Origin of the sequence: Rhodococcus sp. AW25M09, from assembly GCF_000333955.1 — a bacterium.
In the GTDB taxonomy this organism is placed as follows: domain Bacteria; phylum Actinomycetota; class Actinomycetes; order Mycobacteriales; family Mycobacteriaceae; genus Rhodococcoides.
The window spans coordinates 22159-38753 of sequence record NZ_CAPS01000055.1; the positions used below are offsets into that span (position 1 = coordinate 22159).

At 64.1% G+C, this 16595-nt stretch carries 17 protein-coding genes; 11 read left to right on the forward strand and 6 right to left on the reverse strand.

The annotated features are described in order from the left end of the window. The first annotated feature begins 92 nt into the window (after nucleotides 1–92). The 4 genes from ychF (at nucleotide 93) to RHODMAR_RS10340 (ending at nucleotide 3231) form a co-directional block, all read left to right on the forward strand. Nucleotides 93–1172 (forward strand): redox-regulated ATPase YchF, encoded by a 1080-nt coding sequence (ychF, locus tag RHODMAR_RS10330; protein ID WP_008714157.1) that lies wholly within the window; start codon nucleotides 93–95, stop codon nucleotides 1170–1172. A gap of 227 nt (nucleotides 1173–1399) precedes the next feature. Then, complete coding sequence (locus RHODMAR_RS10335; protein ID WP_008714160.1) at nucleotides 1400–2395, forward strand: alpha/beta hydrolase; 996 nt, start codon at nucleotides 1400–1402, stop codon at nucleotides 2393–2395. Nucleotides 2396–2407: 12 nt separating this feature from the next. Further along, a complete protein-coding gene (locus tag RHODMAR_RS29400) occupies nucleotides 2408–2536 on the forward strand; it encodes a type II toxin-antitoxin system RelE family toxin (protein WP_157226055.1) in 129 nt (42 codons plus the stop codon). A gap of 77 nt (nucleotides 2537–2613) precedes the next feature. After that, complete coding sequence (locus RHODMAR_RS10340; RefSeq protein ID WP_008714161.1) at nucleotides 2614–3231, forward strand: class I SAM-dependent methyltransferase; 618 nt, start codon at nucleotides 2614–2616, stop codon at nucleotides 3229–3231. 75 nt (nucleotides 3232–3306) lie between these two features. Here the strand turns inward: RHODMAR_RS10340 and RHODMAR_RS10345 are convergent, their stop codons facing one another. Beyond that, entirely contained in the window at nucleotides 3307–4479 is a 1173-nt protein-coding gene (locus RHODMAR_RS10345) for a winged helix DNA-binding domain-containing protein (protein WP_008714163.1), read from the reverse strand. Between the two features lie 94 nt (nucleotides 4480–4573). After that, nucleotides 4574–4918 carry a hypothetical protein gene (locus RHODMAR_RS10350; protein WP_042938685.1) on the reverse strand — a complete coding sequence of 115 codons (345 nt, stop codon included), beginning with the start codon at nucleotides 4916–4918 and terminating at the stop codon, nucleotides 4574–4576. Between the two features lie 938 nt (nucleotides 4919–5856). On the opposite strand from RHODMAR_RS10350, the gene RHODMAR_RS28225 reads away from it, so the two are divergent. Next, nucleotides 5857–6237: a hypothetical protein gene (locus RHODMAR_RS28225; RefSeq protein WP_008714168.1), complete on the forward strand. Its 381-nt coding sequence runs from the start codon at nucleotides 5857–5859 to the stop codon at nucleotides 6235–6237. A 119-nt stretch (nucleotides 6238–6356) separates the two neighbouring features. Then, entirely contained in the window at nucleotides 6357–6680 is a 324-nt protein-coding gene (locus tag RHODMAR_RS10360; RefSeq protein WP_008714170.1) for a hypothetical protein, read from the forward strand. A 241-nt stretch (nucleotides 6681–6921) separates the two neighbouring features. Here the strand turns inward: RHODMAR_RS10360 and RHODMAR_RS10365 are convergent, their stop codons facing one another. Beyond that, nucleotides 6922–7881 carry an SDR family NAD(P)-dependent oxidoreductase gene (locus tag RHODMAR_RS10365; protein ID WP_008714171.1) on the reverse strand — a complete coding sequence of 320 codons (960 nt, stop codon included), beginning with the start codon at nucleotides 7879–7881 and terminating at the stop codon, nucleotides 6922–6924. Nucleotides 7882–7952: 71 nt separating this feature from the next. Here RHODMAR_RS10365 and RHODMAR_RS10370 point away from each other — a divergent pair, with 71 nt between their 5' ends. Together RHODMAR_RS10370 and RHODMAR_RS10375 are read left to right on the forward strand one after the other, a co-directional pair. Then, nucleotides 7953–9866 (forward strand): alpha-amylase family protein, encoded by a 1914-nt coding sequence (locus tag RHODMAR_RS10370; protein WP_008714174.1) that lies wholly within the window; start codon nucleotides 7953–7955, stop codon nucleotides 9864–9866. A 106-nt stretch (nucleotides 9867–9972) separates the two neighbouring features. Continuing rightward, a complete protein-coding gene (locus RHODMAR_RS10375; RefSeq protein ID WP_042938687.1) occupies nucleotides 9973–10929 on the forward strand; it encodes an alpha/beta hydrolase in 957 nt (318 codons plus the stop codon). Here RHODMAR_RS10375 and RHODMAR_RS10380 read toward each other — a convergent pair. Then, complete coding sequence (locus RHODMAR_RS10380; protein WP_008714179.1) at nucleotides 10838–11803, reverse strand: glycosyltransferase; 966 nt, start codon at nucleotides 11801–11803, stop codon at nucleotides 10838–10840. The two genes, RHODMAR_RS10375 and RHODMAR_RS10380, sit on opposite strands and share 92 nt — an antisense overlap. Nucleotides 11804–11846: 43 nt before the next feature. Here RHODMAR_RS10380 and RHODMAR_RS10385 point away from each other — a divergent pair, with 43 nt between their 5' ends. Together RHODMAR_RS10385 and RHODMAR_RS10390 are read left to right on the forward strand one after the other, a co-directional pair. Continuing rightward, nucleotides 11847–12206 (forward strand): VOC family protein, encoded by a 360-nt coding sequence (locus tag RHODMAR_RS10385; protein ID WP_042938688.1) that lies wholly within the window; start codon nucleotides 11847–11849, stop codon nucleotides 12204–12206. A gap of 11 nt (nucleotides 12207–12217) precedes the next feature. After that, complete coding sequence (locus RHODMAR_RS10390; protein WP_008714184.1) at nucleotides 12218–12694, forward strand: SRPBCC family protein; 477 nt, start codon at nucleotides 12218–12220, stop codon at nucleotides 12692–12694. Here the strand turns inward: RHODMAR_RS10390 and RHODMAR_RS10395 are convergent. Further along, nucleotides 12660–13541, reverse strand: coding sequence for a PE-PPE domain-containing protein (locus RHODMAR_RS10395; RefSeq protein ID WP_008714186.1), 882 nt, complete (start codon nucleotides 13539–13541; stop codon nucleotides 12660–12662). The genes RHODMAR_RS10390 and RHODMAR_RS10395 overlap by 35 nt on opposite strands. Before the next feature lie 75 nt (nucleotides 13542–13616). After that, nucleotides 13617–14438, reverse strand: a complete 822-nt coding sequence (locus RHODMAR_RS29015) for a WS/DGAT domain-containing protein (protein ID WP_051047938.1) — start codon at nucleotides 14436–14438, stop codon at nucleotides 13617–13619. Nucleotides 14439–15197: 759 nt separating this feature from the next. On the opposite strand from RHODMAR_RS29015, the gene RHODMAR_RS10405 reads away from it, so the two are divergent. Further along, a complete protein-coding gene (locus RHODMAR_RS10405; protein WP_157226054.1) occupies nucleotides 15198–16550 on the forward strand; it encodes a sialidase family protein in 1353 nt (450 codons plus the stop codon). Nucleotides 16551–16595: the final 45 nt, after the last annotated feature.

Here is a 16595-nt window from a genome sequence, read left to right on the forward strand (position 1 = left end):
ACGTGATTCTCACGCCGCTCGGGGTGCACGGAATCGACGCTGCCCGGGCACTGTCCGAGCTGGCGGTGTCCTCAAAGTAGACTCCATAGACCGTGAGCCTCACCCTCGGAATCGTCGGACTGCCCAATGTCGGCAAGTCCACCCTCTTCAACGCACTGACCAACAACGATGTGCTGGCCGCGAACTATCCGTTCGCCACCATCGAGCCCAACGTCGGTGTGGTCGCGCTGCCGGATCCCCGGCTCGAGAAGTTGGCCGGGGTGTTCGGTTCGGAGAAGCTGGTGCCTGCGCTGGTGTCGTTCGTCGACATCGCCGGCATCGTCAAGGGTGCGTCCGAGGGCGCAGGCCTGGGCAACAAGTTCCTCGCCAACATTCGTGAGGCCGACGCCATCTGTCAGGTCGTGCGCGTCTTCGCCGACGACGACGTGGTGCACGTCGACGGTCGCGTCGACCCCAACGCCGATATCGAGGTCATCGAAACCGAACTCGCGATCGCCGATCTGCAGACCCTCGAGAAGGCCATCCCGCGACTCGAAAAAGAGGTGCGGATCAAGAAGGATCGCAAGCCTGCGCTCGACGCGGCATTGGCCGCGCAAGCCGTGCTGAACGAGGGCAAGACGCTGTTCTCGGCGAAGGCGAAGCTGGACTTCGAGCTGCTCGGTGAATTCCAGCTGCTCACCACCAAGCCCTTCCTGTACGTCTTCAACGCCGACGAGTCGGTGCTGACCGACGACGCGAAGATCGGCGAGCTCGCTCGTCTGGTTGCCCCCGCCGATGCGGTGTTCCTCGACGCGAAGATCGAGTCCGAGTTGCTCGAACTCGACAAGGAATCGGCAGCCGAGCTGCTCGAATCCGTCGGACAGACCGAGCCCGGTCTCGACGCGTTGGCTCGCGCCGGCTTCCACACCCTCGGTTTGCAGACCTACCTCACCGCGGGCCCGAAAGAGGCTCGAGCGTGGACGATTTCGCAGGGTGCTACCGCGCCCCAGGCGGCAGGCGTCATTCACACCGACTTCGAGCGCGGCTTCATCAAGGCCGAAATCGTCTCCTTCGACGACCTGATCGCCGCAGGTTCGATGGCCTCGGCCAAGGCGGCAGGCAAGGTGCGCATCGAGGGCAAGGAATACATCATGTCCGATGGCGATGTGGTGGAGTTCCGCTTCAACGTCTAGCCTGACGCGCGACATCACTAGGTCACCCGGGCACATCACTTGGTGGCAGCCCACTGGCAGCTCGCGGCCCCGGTAAATACTGAACTATTCCGATCGGTGCGGAACAAAACAGTCTGAATCCCGGATTTTTCACAAGTTGCTGACGATTGGTCCGATTCTCTCCCTTCCTTCGTGCAAGACTGCCTCGACAACAGCGGTCGCACAGCGCCGCGGGCAGTGGGGGTTCTATGTTCGGCGTGCGGCCGGTTCTGGTGGGGATCGCAGTTCTGCTCACCTTCGTAGCGGGCGTGCCCGCCGCTGCTCAAGACATCGACACCGAAAATCCTGCACCGAGCCGGCCGGCGCGGATCGAGAACCGAATCGATACCGGCCCGACGCTGACGTTGCTGTCGGTGTACTCGCCGAGCATGGATCGGACCATCGAGGTGCAGGTTCTGACCCCCGCGGAGCGTAGAGGCCCGCGCCCGACGCTGTACATGCTCAGCGGATCCGGTGAGAACGAACCGTCGAGCAGCATCTGGCTTCGCAAGGGCAACGCGGCGGAGTTCTTCCGTGACAAGAACGTCAACGTGGTTCTCCCGCTTGCCGGTCCAGCGAGCTTCTACGCCGACTGGGAGAACGACGACCCCCGCCTCGGCCGCTACCGCTTCGAAACTTTCCTGACGCAGGAGCTTCCGCCGTTGATCGACGCGGAGTTCGAGGGCAACGGCAGTGACGGTGTGGCGGGCCTGTCGATGGGCGCACAGTCGGCGATGATGCTGGCCGCCCGGAACCCGGACAAGTACTCGGCCGTCGCGGCGTACAGCGGGTGCTTTCTGTCCGAGGGCATAGTCGGGCAAACCCTCATGCGAAGCATCGTCGCCGCCTACGGCGGCAACGCGAACAATATGCTCGGTGGGCCCCTCAACGCGGGCTGGGCCGCCCACGACCTGCTGGTGAACGCAGAAGCGCTGCGCGGAATGTCCATCTACCTCTTTTCAGCCAGTGGCCTCCCCGGTCCGCACGAGCGGTACGAGACGCTCGAAGACCTCGACACGCTGGTGATCGGCGGGGCGATCGAAGTGGGCACCGATTTCTGCACGGGCCTGCTGCGTGACAGGCTCGTAGAGCTGAACATCCCGGCCACGTTCGATCTGGGCAGCCCGGGTACGCACTCGTGGCCGTACTGGGCCGACCAGCTTGCCAAGAGCTGGCCGACGCTGGCCGCGGGGCTCGAGCCGTGAGCTTGGAAGCAGCTGCGTGACCGACTCGAGGGCAAATTCTCGGCTCGACGAGGCGAGTTCCGCATCGTGTATCAGATCTACGAAGACCGAGTTGTCGTGCGAGTGATCGCAATTGCTCATCGACGGGACGTCTATCGGTAGCTCCACCGGTGAGCGTGGTCGTCTGCGGCTCACATCGATATTGGCTACGCTCCGAATCAGACGATAGGAGAACGTAGATGGGTCTGCAGGAACTCGAAACGTTGGTGAACCAGACGGCCACCGCCGGTGAACCTTTCGAGCGTGGAGCCGATGAGGCGGAGCAAAGATATCTGTCCTCGCTTGCGGCCCGGTCGAGTACGAAGCTGATCTGTGAGGTCGGGTTCAATGCCGGTTTCTCGAGTTGGGCATTTCTCGAAGCATCGCCCGATACGACCGTCGTCTCCTTCGACCTCGCCGCTTACGCCTACAGTGATGCTGCGAAAGCCCATATCGACGAGCACTTTCCGGGCCGTCACACCCTGATCCAAGGCGATTCGCACACCACCATCGCCGCATATGCGAAGGAACATCCGGACAAACGATTCGATGTCATCTTCGTCGACGGTGACCATTCGGTGGAGGGTGCTCGCGCGGACCTCGACGATCTGCGAGCGCTCGCCGCACCGGACACGGTCGTGATCATGGACGACATCACCCCGTGGCTCTGGTTCGGTGAAGGCCCCACTCAGGCCTGGCAGGAAGAAGTGGAAGCCGGCCGGATTCTGCACACCAGCTACTTCCGCGACGGCGAGCCCGTCGACGAGGTGACGCCCCCTGCTGCCCGCGCCTGGGCCGAAGGACGCTACCGCTTCTGACGCAACCGTTTGCCCACGGATTGTTCAGATGCCTACCTGTGAGGGTGGGCATCTGAACAATCTGTGGGCAAATGACTACCCTTTGCCGCGCAGTCTTTTCTCCAACGGCGTCGGGAACGACGGAACCACAGCGGTACCGTCGAGCAGGGCGGTGAGGCGTTCGGACTCTGCTGCAACGGCTTTCGACACCGTCGATCCGACGTCCTCGAGCAATTCGGTGACCACCTCGCCGGATCCAGTCACCGCCCAGCCGCCGACGATGCGGCCGCCGGACCAGATGGTCGGACCGATGTTGCCGAAGGTGTCGAACAGCGGGGCCTTGTGCTCACCGAGATACCAGGCGCGGTGCTTCCATCCCATCGGTGTGGGATCGAGCGCGGGCAGCAGCATGACGCTGGTGCCAGCAGGCTTGTCGAAGGTAGTGCCGGGCAGCATGATTCCATCACCCTCGGTCAGTTCGACCGTCACGGTGTCCAGGCCGGAGACTGCCCCACGAGTCTGTGTCTTGTTCCAGCCCGTCCACCATTGCAGGTCGTCGAGAGTCGCCGGACCGAATACCTCGAGCCAGCGTCGGGCAAGTTCGGCTCGTGCCTCGGTTTCGTCGAGATAGGGAATTCCGTCCGGCCACCAGTGATCGATCGGTGCCCATGCATGCCGCCGAGAAGTCCATGCTCCCCGCGGCTCCACGCGTACCAACTTTCCTTCGGCGGCCATCATCACCAGCACCTCGGAGGTGACGTATCGCTTGACGTCGTAGACCTTGTCGGTGGTCGGCAGCAGCGCGGTCTTGAGGCCGGGGACAGTGGACGAGAGCTCGGCCCCGGTCGCCGTGCCCATCGAGCGCAGCGCCGCCTCCGTATCTTTTTCCGTTGCTGCAAGCCAGGATTCGACATCGTCGATCACCGGTTCGGTCGGTAGTGTCGAGACCTGTTTGACCAAGCGCGCCCGCATGGTGCGCGCGACCCCGAGGCTCGCTGCAGAGTGGATCATCGGAACGTCGTCGTGAGCGACGACGAACATCGTGCGACGCATCGCCATCAGGCGGACCAGGCTTCGACGCTCGTACATCGCGTCGCGAACATCGGACAGTCCTAGTGATCGAGCGCGCGCCAGAACAGAGAGGTACACCGTCGCCGGGTCGGTGGCATGCAGTGCGAGCAATGACGACACCACCGCGTCGGTGGTCGAGGCGCGTGAGAAGTGCTGCGCGACGAGCCGGTGTCGCCGCTGTGCATCGGTGATCTTCACCGGCTCAGTGTGACGGCTTCTGGGGCACGAAACCATGGGGAGGTTTCGGCGATAGTCCAGCGGCGGTGTACGACGGGCGGATGCCGGGTGCGGCTCAGAGTCTGGCTTGGGCCAGGCGTTGGCTCGAGACGCATTCGGCCAGTTCGGCACGAATCTTGTCGCGTTGCGATTTCGTGAACCGCCAGATCTGCAAGGACAACGCGTGCTGTGCGTCTGTAATGCTGACACCGAGTAAATCAGCGACCGCTTGTTGTGCGTCCGCATCATCGTCGGATTCGCTTATCGTCTGCATGAGCTCGCCCCAGCGGTCAACGGCGGCGACGAGGACCGTGAGCACTTCAATCCGGTCGGCCAGCATTCGTACGACGAATGCTGGATCGTCCGGGCCGCCCGGGATTGCGTGTATCGGTCCGTCGCCTCGAAAACTCTCAGCACCCATATGTTCAGCATGGCAGACGGACAGTCCCCGTTGGCCGAGGTTTCGACTGCGTAGGTGCAGCGCTGTGGCTGGGAATTTCACGTTGCCGCTTCGTCCAGGACTGCCATGCTGCGGCAGGCTGGATTTCTCGGCGCTCTCGTATTTGTCGAAGATGTCCTTGGGTAGCGCGCTTTATGGGATGGTGCAGTTTCCGGTCGACGGAGGGAAATTGGTATGCGGGTTCGTCAGTCATCGATGCCCGTTGCGTGTGCGATTCTCATTTGTTCCACCGCGGCGGGGTGCGGTGCCGTGGGAACTGACGCCGTCGAGCGGACGAACGCCCCGGCCGCTGTCCACGCTTCGCCGACCGAAGACGTCACCTCGGACGGGACGCGTGATCCAGTCCCCGACCGGGTCACGGTCACTCAACCGGCTCACGTCGACACCAATGTACGGCCCGCCGACGTACCCGTATGGCCCGGTCCGGATCCTTCCGACTTCCTCGTCCCGAATCCGCCGGCAGGAGAAATTGGTCGACTCGCCGGTGCGGAGGCAGAGGATGTCTTCGTCGCGGCGCAGAAAAATCCCGGTGAGTTTTGGAACGTCGGGGGCGTCGTGCTGTGGTTAGTGGTTACGTAGTCCGGCGCGCGCAACGCCTGTTCAGTCGACTCGAGGAATCGACTGCGCGTGCAAGTCCGGTGTTGTTCACTTCCAATCCGGAATGCGCAGGAAGAGGCAGGGCGGATTCGATTATTCGAACGGCGGAATTGCTGTCTTCGAATCCTGCAGCAATTTCCACAGACTTGGAGAAGGTCCGATCCGGTCCGGTGGCCTACCTCCGGGACTCCGGATGCGGCGTTGAATGTAGATTGTGGCGACAAGTTCAGCGTGATGAGAGTAGCGAGCCCTGCACTCTTGGATTTCGTGGTTGTTGCTGTTCATGCTCAGAGGAAGCGCTGTTGAACAGAATCCGTCAGATTTTTCGACGTCCGATCAGTTGGGTTCTCTGTGCGCTTGTCTCCGCTGCATCCGTCCTCTTCGCAGGCTACAACTTTCAGGGCGACAGCCGTTGGGATGTTTTTCTGCAATGGCACCGAGGTCCGCCGCTTGTTGCGTTGGTCCTGGTTGGTTCGATCTGTGAGATTCTCTTCGCGAACGGCCGGATGCGTCGAACGCGGGCACTCATTTTGGTGCCGGCGGCGATCTTTCAACTGAAAGATGCGCTCTTTTTCCTGTACGCCCCGGATCCGACCAGGTTGCCGGGTATCGCTAGCGCCGTACTGATCCTGGTGGCTGCTGTGGTTGCGCTGGAGAAACAAGGTTCGGAAAGGTTTGTCTGATTTTTTGGCCGACAGGCCCGGGTCGCACTGGACGGCCCGGTGCCGGGTCGCTGGCTTATTGATACTCGGCCTGGGAACCTGGGAGGACATGAACCGATTGGGAAGAGGGTGACGGACACATGGTGCTTGCAGTGTGTGTCATCGCGCTTGCTGTGCTGCTCCACGTCGTGGCAGCTCGAATCGCGTCGCGTGAGAACTACGGCCGTAGGTTGCCCACCGTGAACGGCTCGTATCCGGTCAGGCCTGTCCAGCGTGCCCGAAGCGCTCAGTCCGCTGGATGGATGCTGAGTATCGTCGGTGCGCTACAGCTCGGCAATCATTTCTGGTTGACCGAGCCGTGGCTGGCCATGGGCGTCGTGGTGGCGGTTCTTCTGCTGGTGAACGGCTTACCGAGTGTGCTGGTGACTGCGCTGCACAACAGCAATCTGCGGACGGAAAACTAGGGCCGGAACAATTCCGACGCCTGCCACTGATAAGCGATCAGGACGTAAAGACTTTCCCAGGATTCAGGATTCAGGATTCCGTCGCCGGCGTGGGAGATGTTGGCGATTGTCGTCTCGTACCTCCGCGGGGAGAGATTTCGACAACTGTTCGACGAGCGACATGCCTCGACTGTTGCTGCGACCTGCACCTCCGCGGCTGAACCGACTGTTCTGGCTGCCTGGCCGACAGCGGGTGCAGCGCTCAGATCTCGATCCCCGTCGCCTCGACCACGCTGGCCCACAGTGCATCTCGCACCCGAGGGGAATCTCCACGCCAGGACGGGTAATGCGTCGGCCGCGGAGCTCGGTCGTGCCAGAACGTGCCGGTGCTGGTCAACGCGGGGTCGGCTGCCACGAGCCAGACGATGGTGTCGGCACCGTCGTCGGCGCTGCGCAGAATCGGTCTCAGCACCGAACCGAACATCGGCATCGAACCGGTGACGCCGGGAGTGGCTGCCCAACCCGGGTGCATGCTGTGCACCACCGGGTCGTCTTCTTGCGAAAAGTGTTCGGCCAGTTGCTCGGCCAGCACCACCTGCATGCGCTTGGTCCTGGCGTACGCCGTCATGCCGGAGTACCGGCCGCTCTCGTACTCGAAGTCCGAGTTCTGCATCGGCACCGCATACATGCCGCCGCTCGAGACGAAGACGACCCGTGATCCGGCATCGAACAGTTCTCGCAGTCCCACCGTCAACGCGACCGGCCCGAGAACATGGGTGGCGAAAGCGGATTCGTGTCCCTGAGCGGACATCGTTCGCTCCTCCGGCATGACCCCGGCGCAGTGCACCAGAGCGTGCACCGACGTGAGTTCCGAGGCCAGCGCTGCGATCAATGCCGCCACGGAATCGAGATTGCTGACATCGCACTCACGCACCACCAGGGAGGCGTCGGGCACCTCGGCTCGGATGGCAGCGACGGCGGACTCGAGTCGCTCGGCGGACCTGCCGACCAGATGCACTCGCGCTCCGAGCCGGGCGAGTTCTTTCGCCGTCGCCGCGCCCAATCCCGACGACGCGCCGGTCACCACCACGTCGATGGGGGAGGGAAAGGGTGCCGGATCGGCGGCCCAGAAGCGCCGACGCACCGTGGCACCGATTCGGGAGTATCCGGGAACGACAGTTCTGTCGAGGATGGTGTCCACCGTGCGGCTCAGCAATGACATAGTGCGCAAGTACCCCGAGGTGTCGGGATATATGCGCGTCGGCGCCGGCCGCTCGATGCCATGATGAGTCCATGGCGCACCCCACGGTCTCCGACGTCACCCGCGACATCCTCGCCGAACTGCCTGCTCATCGACGCGAGACGTTCCAGCTGCGTCTCGAGCAGTGGTTTCCCGATCTGCACGACGCGGTCACTGCCGTCTACCCCGACCCCGACGCCGTGGCGGCAACACTGGTCGAGATCGCAGCGCGTGCGTACGCAGCCCGCGCCGAGGATCTGCATCGGCTCGATCAGCGCCGATTGCTCGAGCCCGACTGGTTTCAGCAGCCCGACATGTTCGGCTACGCCTGCTACGTCGACCGGTACGGCCAGACCTTGCGCGGCGTGGGCGAACGTCTCGACCATCTAACGAACCTCGGCGTCACGTATCTGCACTTGATGCCGTTGCTGCAACCTCGGCCCGGTGACAACGACGGAGGATTCGCCGTGATGGACTACCGCGCGGTGCGAGAAGACCTGGGCACCAACGAGGATCTGCGTGCGCTCGCGGACACCCTTCGTGCACGCGGCATCAGCCTTGTGGTCGACCTCGTGCTCAATCACGTTGCCCTCGAACACGAGTGGGCGGTGAAGGCGCGCGCCGGCGATCCGAAGTATCGAGACTACTTCCTGATCTATCCCGATCGAACCACCCCGGACTCCTACGAGCGCACGCTCCCCGAGGTGTTCCCGGACTTCGCACCCGGCAGCTTCACCTTCGACGACGAACTCGGCGAATGGGTGTGGACGACGTTCAACGAATGGCAGTGGGATCTGAATTGGGCCAATCCCGCTGTGCTGCAGGAGTTCGCGAGCATAGTCCTGCATCTGGCCAACCTGGGCGTCGAGGTGCTCCGCCTCGACGCGATTGCATTCCTCTGGAAGCGGCTCGGTACCAACTGTCAGAATCAACCCGAGGTGCACGCGGTCACCCAGGCTCTGCGCGCCACCGCTCGACTCGCTGCTCCGGCGACCCTGTTCAAGGCCGAGGCGATCGACGGACCCCGCGACCTCCTGCCCTATCTCGGGCAGGGCCGGCACACGGGTCGAGTATCGGACATCGCGTACCACAACTCGTTGATGGTGCAGGTGTGGTCGATGTTGGCAACGGGCAGTACGGCATTGGCGCGTCACGCCTTGGCGTCGCTGCCACCCACGCCGCCCAGCGGCACCTGGGTGACGTACGTTCGCTGCCACGACGACATCGGCTGGGCCATCGACGACGGCGACGCAGCCTCACTGGGACTCTCTGGCGCAGGGCATCGACACTTTCTGGCCGACTGGTATTCCGGCGAATTCGACGGCTCCTGGGCCGAAGGCCTGGTGTTCCAGTACAACCGGGACACCGGCGACCGCCGGATCAGTGGAACCGCGTCCGCGCTCACCGGGCTGGGCCCGTCGCGTCTCGATCCCGACGGCGCGTTCGGGCGAATCTTTCTGGCGCACGCCATCATTGCCAGCTGGGGCGGTATTCCCGTCGTGTGGAGCGGCGATGAGCTCGGCTCCCCGGGGAATGCGAACTGGGCCGACGAACCGGCTCATGCCGAGGACAACCGGTGGGTGCATCGGCCGCGCGTGACCGATGCCGATCGAGAAGGCCGATTCCAGCAGGGGAGCGATGCGCAACGGGTGTTCGACGGTATCGCCCGCATCGCGAAGGTACGTGCCGGCCTCCCGATGTTGCACGCCGAGGCACCGGTGGACGTGCAGACCGATACCGATGACGGTCTGCTCGTGGTGCGCAGGCGTCATCCCAGCGGCACGCTGCTCGGCCTCTACAACGTGACGGCCGAGCATCGAGCCTTCCCGCACGCTCAGCTGATCGAGCTCGGCATCCCGGCCCCGACCGAGGTGCTATCGCAGCACGATCTACACGTCGACGACGCCGGATCGGTGTGGATGCCGCCCTACGCCGCGTGGTGGATCGTCGACAACCCCCTGCGTTAGACAACCCCTGCGTTAGGCAACCCCCTGCGCTAGAAGAGGCGGGCCCGTGATCGGGCTGTTACCCTCCCCGAGACGGTCGGTCGATACGAACAAGGGGACAATCTCCATGCTGCATGGTCGGATACGAAGTCTGGTGCTCGCTGTGGTGGCGGTGTTGGTCGCCACGATGGCAACGGTGCTGATGGGGACCGGTGTGGCGAAGGCCGACTCCGAGCTCGTCTACGTGTACTCGCCGTCGATGGACAAGAACATCCCGATCAAGGTCCTCACAGCGGCCGGTGGCGGACCCGCTCCCACGCTGTATCTCCTCGACGGCCTCCGCGCACCCGAGGACAACAGCGGCTGGCTCATCGAGACCGACGTCGAAAGCTTCTTCGCCGACAAGCACGTCAACGTGGTCATTCCGTTCGGCGGCGGCGGAACTTTCTACTCCGACTGGCAGCGCGACGACCCCAAGCTCGGACGGGTGAAGTGGGAAACGTTCCTCACCCAGGAACTGCCGCCCTTCATGGCCGATCGTTTCGGCAGTGACAACGTCAACAACGCCGTGGCCGGCCTGTCGATGAGCGGCACCTCGGCACTGAACCTCGCCGCACACCGCCCGGACTTCTACAAGGCGGTCGCCTCGTTCAGTGGCTACCCGACCGCGAGCAGTCCCGGATTCGCGCAGGGCATCTCGGTGGCCGTGGGCGAGATGGGCGGCAACGCTCGCAACATGTGGGGTGCGTGGCCTTCCGCGGACTGGATCCGCAACGACCCGTCGCTCAACGTCGGCGCGCTGCGCAATACGGCGGTCTACGTTTCCTCGGGAAGTGGCTCACCCGCAACGGACCCTGTGTTCAACCCGACGAGCAGCAGCTTCGACCCCGTCAGGTTCGCGCAGATGGTGCCGCTCGAAACTGCAGCGGGTATGAGCAGTCGCGCCTTCGTGCCCCTCCTACAGGCGGCAGGCGGACGGCCCAACGTCAAGATCACCGGCACCGGTGTGCACTGGTGGAACCACTGGGAGCAGCACCTGCACGAGGCGTGGTTCGAGACCATTGCCCCCACAGTCGGCGGCTGACCAGATTATCTGCAAGCGCGTGCTTGAACCGCAGCGATACCGTGCCGCGCAGGCTGCCCGCGCTCATCGCCCACATTCCTTTCGGTAGAGGTGAGAGCGACTCGGGCACCCAGGGATTCCTGAGGGTCAACCCGTATGCGAACAGCAGCAACGAACGGACGGTTGGCTGCTGTGCTCCGTTCGGCTCGTGCTTGTGGGTGACCTGCCAGGCAGACTTCCCGTAGCCGATGCCTTGTCGGAAAGCGGCACGGGCCGTCGTCCTGAGTCGATAGGCCACCATCGCGTCGGGTGCGTGGCCGAGAGTCAGGCCGGCCTGCTGAATGCGCCAGGAGAGGTCGGCGTCTTCGCCGCCACCGAGAAAGGTCTCGTCGAACTTTCCCACTTCGTCGACGACGCGCCGCCACATCCCGAAATTGTTGCCGTGCGCGTACGGAAGATACTCGGTGTCGAATCGCTCCTCCGGCGCCGGAACCACTCGCCAGGTGGACACCTCCGCCGAATTCAGTGTCCGTACCTCGATCGGTCCCCCGACTGCGTCGAAGGATTCCGCTGCCCGGGTCAGGGCGGTGAGCCAATTCGGGTACACGGCATCGTCCTGGTCGGTGAAGGCCAGAAAATCGCCGTTGGCCGCGTCGATCCCTGCATTCCTCGCGTGTGGGGTACCCCTGACGTCGGAGCTGTCGATCCAGCGGATGTTCAGCGGCGACTCGAAGTGCGCAACGTGCTCACGGAGCCCGTCGGTGGACCCGTTGTCGCTGAGAATGACCTCGAACTCGCCCTCGTAGTCCTGCGCGGCGAGCGCTGCCAACTGAACGTCGAGATCGGGTAGACCGTTGAAGGCCGGCACGATGACAGATACAAAACCAACTGGCATGTTTATTGACGTTACCTGGGTGAATCCCGTTATTCTGACCGCTATGACGACACCGAGGATCACCGTCGACTACACGGTGCTCGACTGCCCGGAACCGGCTGCGCTGGCGCGCTTCTACAGCACCATCCTCGGTTGGGAGTCGGTGCGCGACGACGGCGACTGGGTGGTGATCCACGGCCCGGGCGAACTCCGTCTGGCATTCCAACGGGCACCGGAATTCACCCCGATCGACTGGCCGAGCGAGGGCATCAAGATTCACCTCGACCTGGTGGTGGACGACATGGAGCAGGCACGAGATTTCGTCGTCGATGCCGGGGCCGAACTGATCGACCACGCTCAGTCCTCGTTCTGGGTGTTCCGCGATCCCGTGGGGCACATCTTCTGCCTGTGCAAGCGAAGTTGAGCGACTCCCAAATGGCCGGTGAAGCCGCTCCCGTGCTCGTGGAACGCTCGGCCGTCGTGCGGGCCGACGCCGCAACCGTGCACGCACTGATCGACAACTTTCACGAGTGGGTGAAGTGGTCGCCCTACGAAGGCATCGACCCCGATCTGATGCGCACATACGCCGGTCCCGACGCTGGAGTCGGAGCCTCGTACGCGTGGTCGGGTAACCGCAGAGCCGGGGCCGGGACGATGACCATCATCGAGTCGGTTCCCGCTCGGCGAATCGTTCTCGACCTCGCGTTCACCAAGCCGTTCGAGAATCGGAACGTCACGACGTTCCTGCTCGAGCCGACTGCCGACGGCACGCGCGTGACCTGGCGAATGTCGGGCAAGCAGAACGTTGTTTTCAGGCTGATCGGGAAAGTGTTCCCGATCATGGACAAGCTGGTCGCACCGGACTTCGAGAAGGGCCTCAGGCAACTCGCGGTTGTGGCAGAGCAGGCCTGAGCTCGTTCTCTCGCAGATCCGCCTGTTCGATGAGCCAGCGCGCGAGTACCTGGCAGCCGGTGAATTCGCCTTCGTACGGTTCGCGCGCGTAGGCAATGTGCCGACCGCCGCCGGGGTTCGCCCACTCGAACCGATGCCAGCGCATCGACTGCGGCAGATAGCCGGCAAGCTCGGCGGCTGCCGTGCGGAGGCGTCGAACATCTTTCTTCCACTGCGAGGGCCGGAGGCGGGTTCGGGTTGCGTTCTGGAAGCTGTTGCTGCGCAGTAATGTCCACAATTCTCGCAGCCAGATCTTGGGGGTACGAAACGACATCCATCGGGTGAGGTCGGCGATGTCGCGAATCAGACTGTCGTCACTGGCGTTGCAGATCATGTCGGACTTCAGGCCGATCCAGCGGATCGGAATCGACTCCGGTAGAGCCGGACCCACGCCGGCGACGCCGCGTCCGGTGCACTCGCTCACCGCACCTGCCGGTTGTTGCGGATCGGACACCAGGCCTGCGGCAACGATGCGACTGCCGTCGATCGTTCCGTCGTCGACGAGACCGAGGACCTCGCGCACGACGCTCGCTCCCTGGGAGTATCCGATCAGCGTGATCGGTCCCGTGGTGCCCTCGATCGCACGACGCAGGCGTCGGACGCCGATCGCTGCGCTGTGCCGAAAGGACAGGCCACCGAGCGCGACGGGACCGTACGACGCCGGGTAGCCGACCCACTGGCCGATGAATCGGTCGTCGAGGGCGCCCATCACGGAAGCCAGCAGTCCGGTCACCCGCGGCCGTCGGTCGGACGGACGCGATTCCCCGGTACCTCCGACGGCGAGTACGGTGACTTGTTCCTGGCTCATGGGTATCAGTGTGGTGCGCGAACCTGAGCCCGCTCCCCGGCAAATGCTGAGAACTCCCTGGCAGTTCGGTCCCGATCATGCAAGTGCAGCGCGTACTTCACGTAGGGCGTCACGAAGAAGCGCCTCGTACCCATCCGGGTCGGGGACGGCCGCGCTGTTGGAGGTGATGCCGACGGTGACGGTGTCGCCGATGCCATGGACTCCATGGGTCAGGCTCATGGCAGGGGAGAGCGCGGGGAAGCCTGCGGTGAAGCGGACCGAGCCGCCGCAAAGCGTGAGGTCCGCAGCACCGCGCGAGACGCTGGATACGACGGTGTTGCCGGTGACCGTCGGCGGAGTCACGGTCGGATCGAACTGTGCAACGCCCCATTCGGCCAGGAACGCAGGCACGTGGGCCTCGGCGGCGTCCTGTGATGCACGGGCCGCTACCGACAGTGGATGATTCGCGCGCGCTCTGCGCGCGGTCAGATCGGCCGAGACGAGCCGGCTGCGAGTGAGAATATCCGGTTCTTCGAGGTACAACCCGACGCCGACGTTGCCGAAGTTGTTCCGTGCGTCGCCCCGTGCTTGTCTGGCGAGGGTCACCTCCGCGGCCAGATCGGGCGGATTGCCGAGAAAGCGTTGCAGGGCCACCGATATCGCAGTCATCGCGAAGGTGGTGATGGTGGTGCCGGCGGACTGCAACTCGGCCTTGGGTAGCACGATGGTCCGAATGGACGTCCGGCCGCTGGGCGCAACGTCGACGGCGGTCAATGGGCGTGAGCGCGCCGGTGGGGGGATCGCCCCGGAGTCGGTGGCCTGTCCGAGGAGTTCCGCATCGCGTCGAGCACGAGGTCCGAAGCGAATCATCGAGGTCACGTGCAGCGGAAAGGTTGCAGCGGAACGGGATACGGACATCAGCTCGGCTAACGGTGGAACGCGAGTCGCCGACGGGTGCGGGCGGGAGCCGGTGCCTGCCGAGCAGATCGCGAGCAGTCTGCGTTGCCACTGAACCGTCGGCGGCTGCGTGCGAAAGTTGCAGCACCGCAACAGCGGCGGGCCGGCCGCCGCCGGGCGCGTCGGCGACGTTCGGATACAGGTGCAGGTGCCACACCGACACCCGGGGGTCGACTTGATGCTCGAACGACGCTGCGATCGCGTCGAGGCACTCCCGCCAGGTACGCGGCTTCTGGTGGACGGAGATCGCGTCGGAGCGCGGATTCGCTGTGGTCCACCGGGGATAGTCCAGGCGCAGCGGCGCGTCCGTGATGTGTGTGCGCAGCACATCGATTCGAGTGCTGCGTTCGTACAATCGCGTCACCTCGGCGTCGAGGTTCTCGGGTCCGTGATCGAAGCAGAACAGCAAGAATTGATCGCTCGGAATCTTTGCCGACATCCAGTACGCACGCGCATCGGCCGGGTGCAGGCGCGGCGTCGTCGAGTGGCGTTCGGGGTGGTTGTCGTCGATTCGGGCACGGGGCACCCGACGAGCCTATTCGCCGCGGCGAGAATCTCTGGGGTAGCAAACGGACCGGTCTCGTTCTGTGAACTGTCACCAGCGCGAGCCGAGGACTTCTTCGGTGGCCTTGCCGATTTCCAGCGGCATCGGCGCTAACCTGTGGCAATGCATCGTCCGCCCTCGCGTTCGCGGCGCAGTGGCACCACAGGGTGGGAGTCGTGACGCCCAGAGTGGCCTCGGGGTACCGCGCCGGCCTACGTTCGTCGACCAACGCCGCCGCGTTGGCCGACTACGTCACCGACATCTCCTACACCGAGTACGGCTCCGCGGCCTGCACGCTCGGGGTAGCGGCGGACAACACGGTATTTCTCGCCCCGGCATTGACCGTCGACGGCATCGGTGTGTTGCGCTCGTCGGATTTCGGAGAGTCTTGGCGCGCATCGGTACCGCAGGGCGTGCAGAGCTGTCGCCATCGGTCGTATCTGTATTTCGACGACGTGGCCGACCGCCTCTTCATGCACGCGGGCCGATTCGACGCGATGCCGCCACGTCCGCTGCGAACGGGCTTCACCCTCGGAGTCAGCGAGGATCGCGGTGAAACCTGGCGCACCCGAAAGGTGGCATCCAAAGCCCGGATGGACGCGAAAATATTCGGCGGGCCGCGCACCTCGAGCACCGGGCGAGTCACGTATCTGTCTGCTCCGACTCCGTTCGCGGTGCGAGTTCGGCCGTTGCTCAACGTCACCCGTCACGTGATCTGGCGGTCCTTCGACGGCGGCGTGAAGTGGGAGGTGGCGGGCGGTTTCGATATCGATCCCAAGAACATTCCCGGGCTACCGGGCCGGGAGTACGTCGCATTCGGCAAGGGCGTCGTCGCTGCGGACGGCACTGTTTACATCGGCGGCCGCTACGGTCGACGGTTCGCCGTGGCAACAAGTCGCGACGAGGGTCTGACCTGGGACGTTCGAATGGTTCCCGGTTCTGCGCTGGCGAGGTACCACAATCCGTTGCATTTTCTGCTGCGCGGTTCACGATATCTGGTGCCGGAGTCGATCGCCGTCGACGACGAGGGAAACGTCTTCGTGGTGTGGCCGGACCGTGACGGATTGCTCCATGCTGCGTGGTCCTCCGACGGAGCGGTGAGCTGGTCGAGGCCGGTGGTGGTCTCGGCACCGGGGGTACGTGATGCCCGCTTCGGGGCCATTACGGCCACCGGGTCCGGGCGGGTGGGAATCGCCTACTACGGACGCGAGAGGGGGCAGGCCTTCCACGGATTCATCGCGCAGTGTCGTGATTTCCGCACCGGTAGCCCGGTGTTCGTCGGTGGCAAGTTCAACGAACCCGATGCGCCGCTGTTTCCGCACGGTTTTCGCAGTGGCTTCCGAGATTTCGCGTTGGGGCGCTCGCTCAACGACAACGTCAGGGTTCATTTCGCCCCCAACGGTGACCTGCTGGCCGGGGCCACGATGCAGATGCGCGGCAGAAACAAGCAGCGTCCCTGGGCGGCCCGCTCGGAACACACCGAGATGCAGGCAGTGCTGGGCCGGCTGGGCCGGATCGTTGCAGTCTGAACAGAAAGAAGGCCCTGCAGCGTTGCGCTGCAGGGCCTTTCGGAA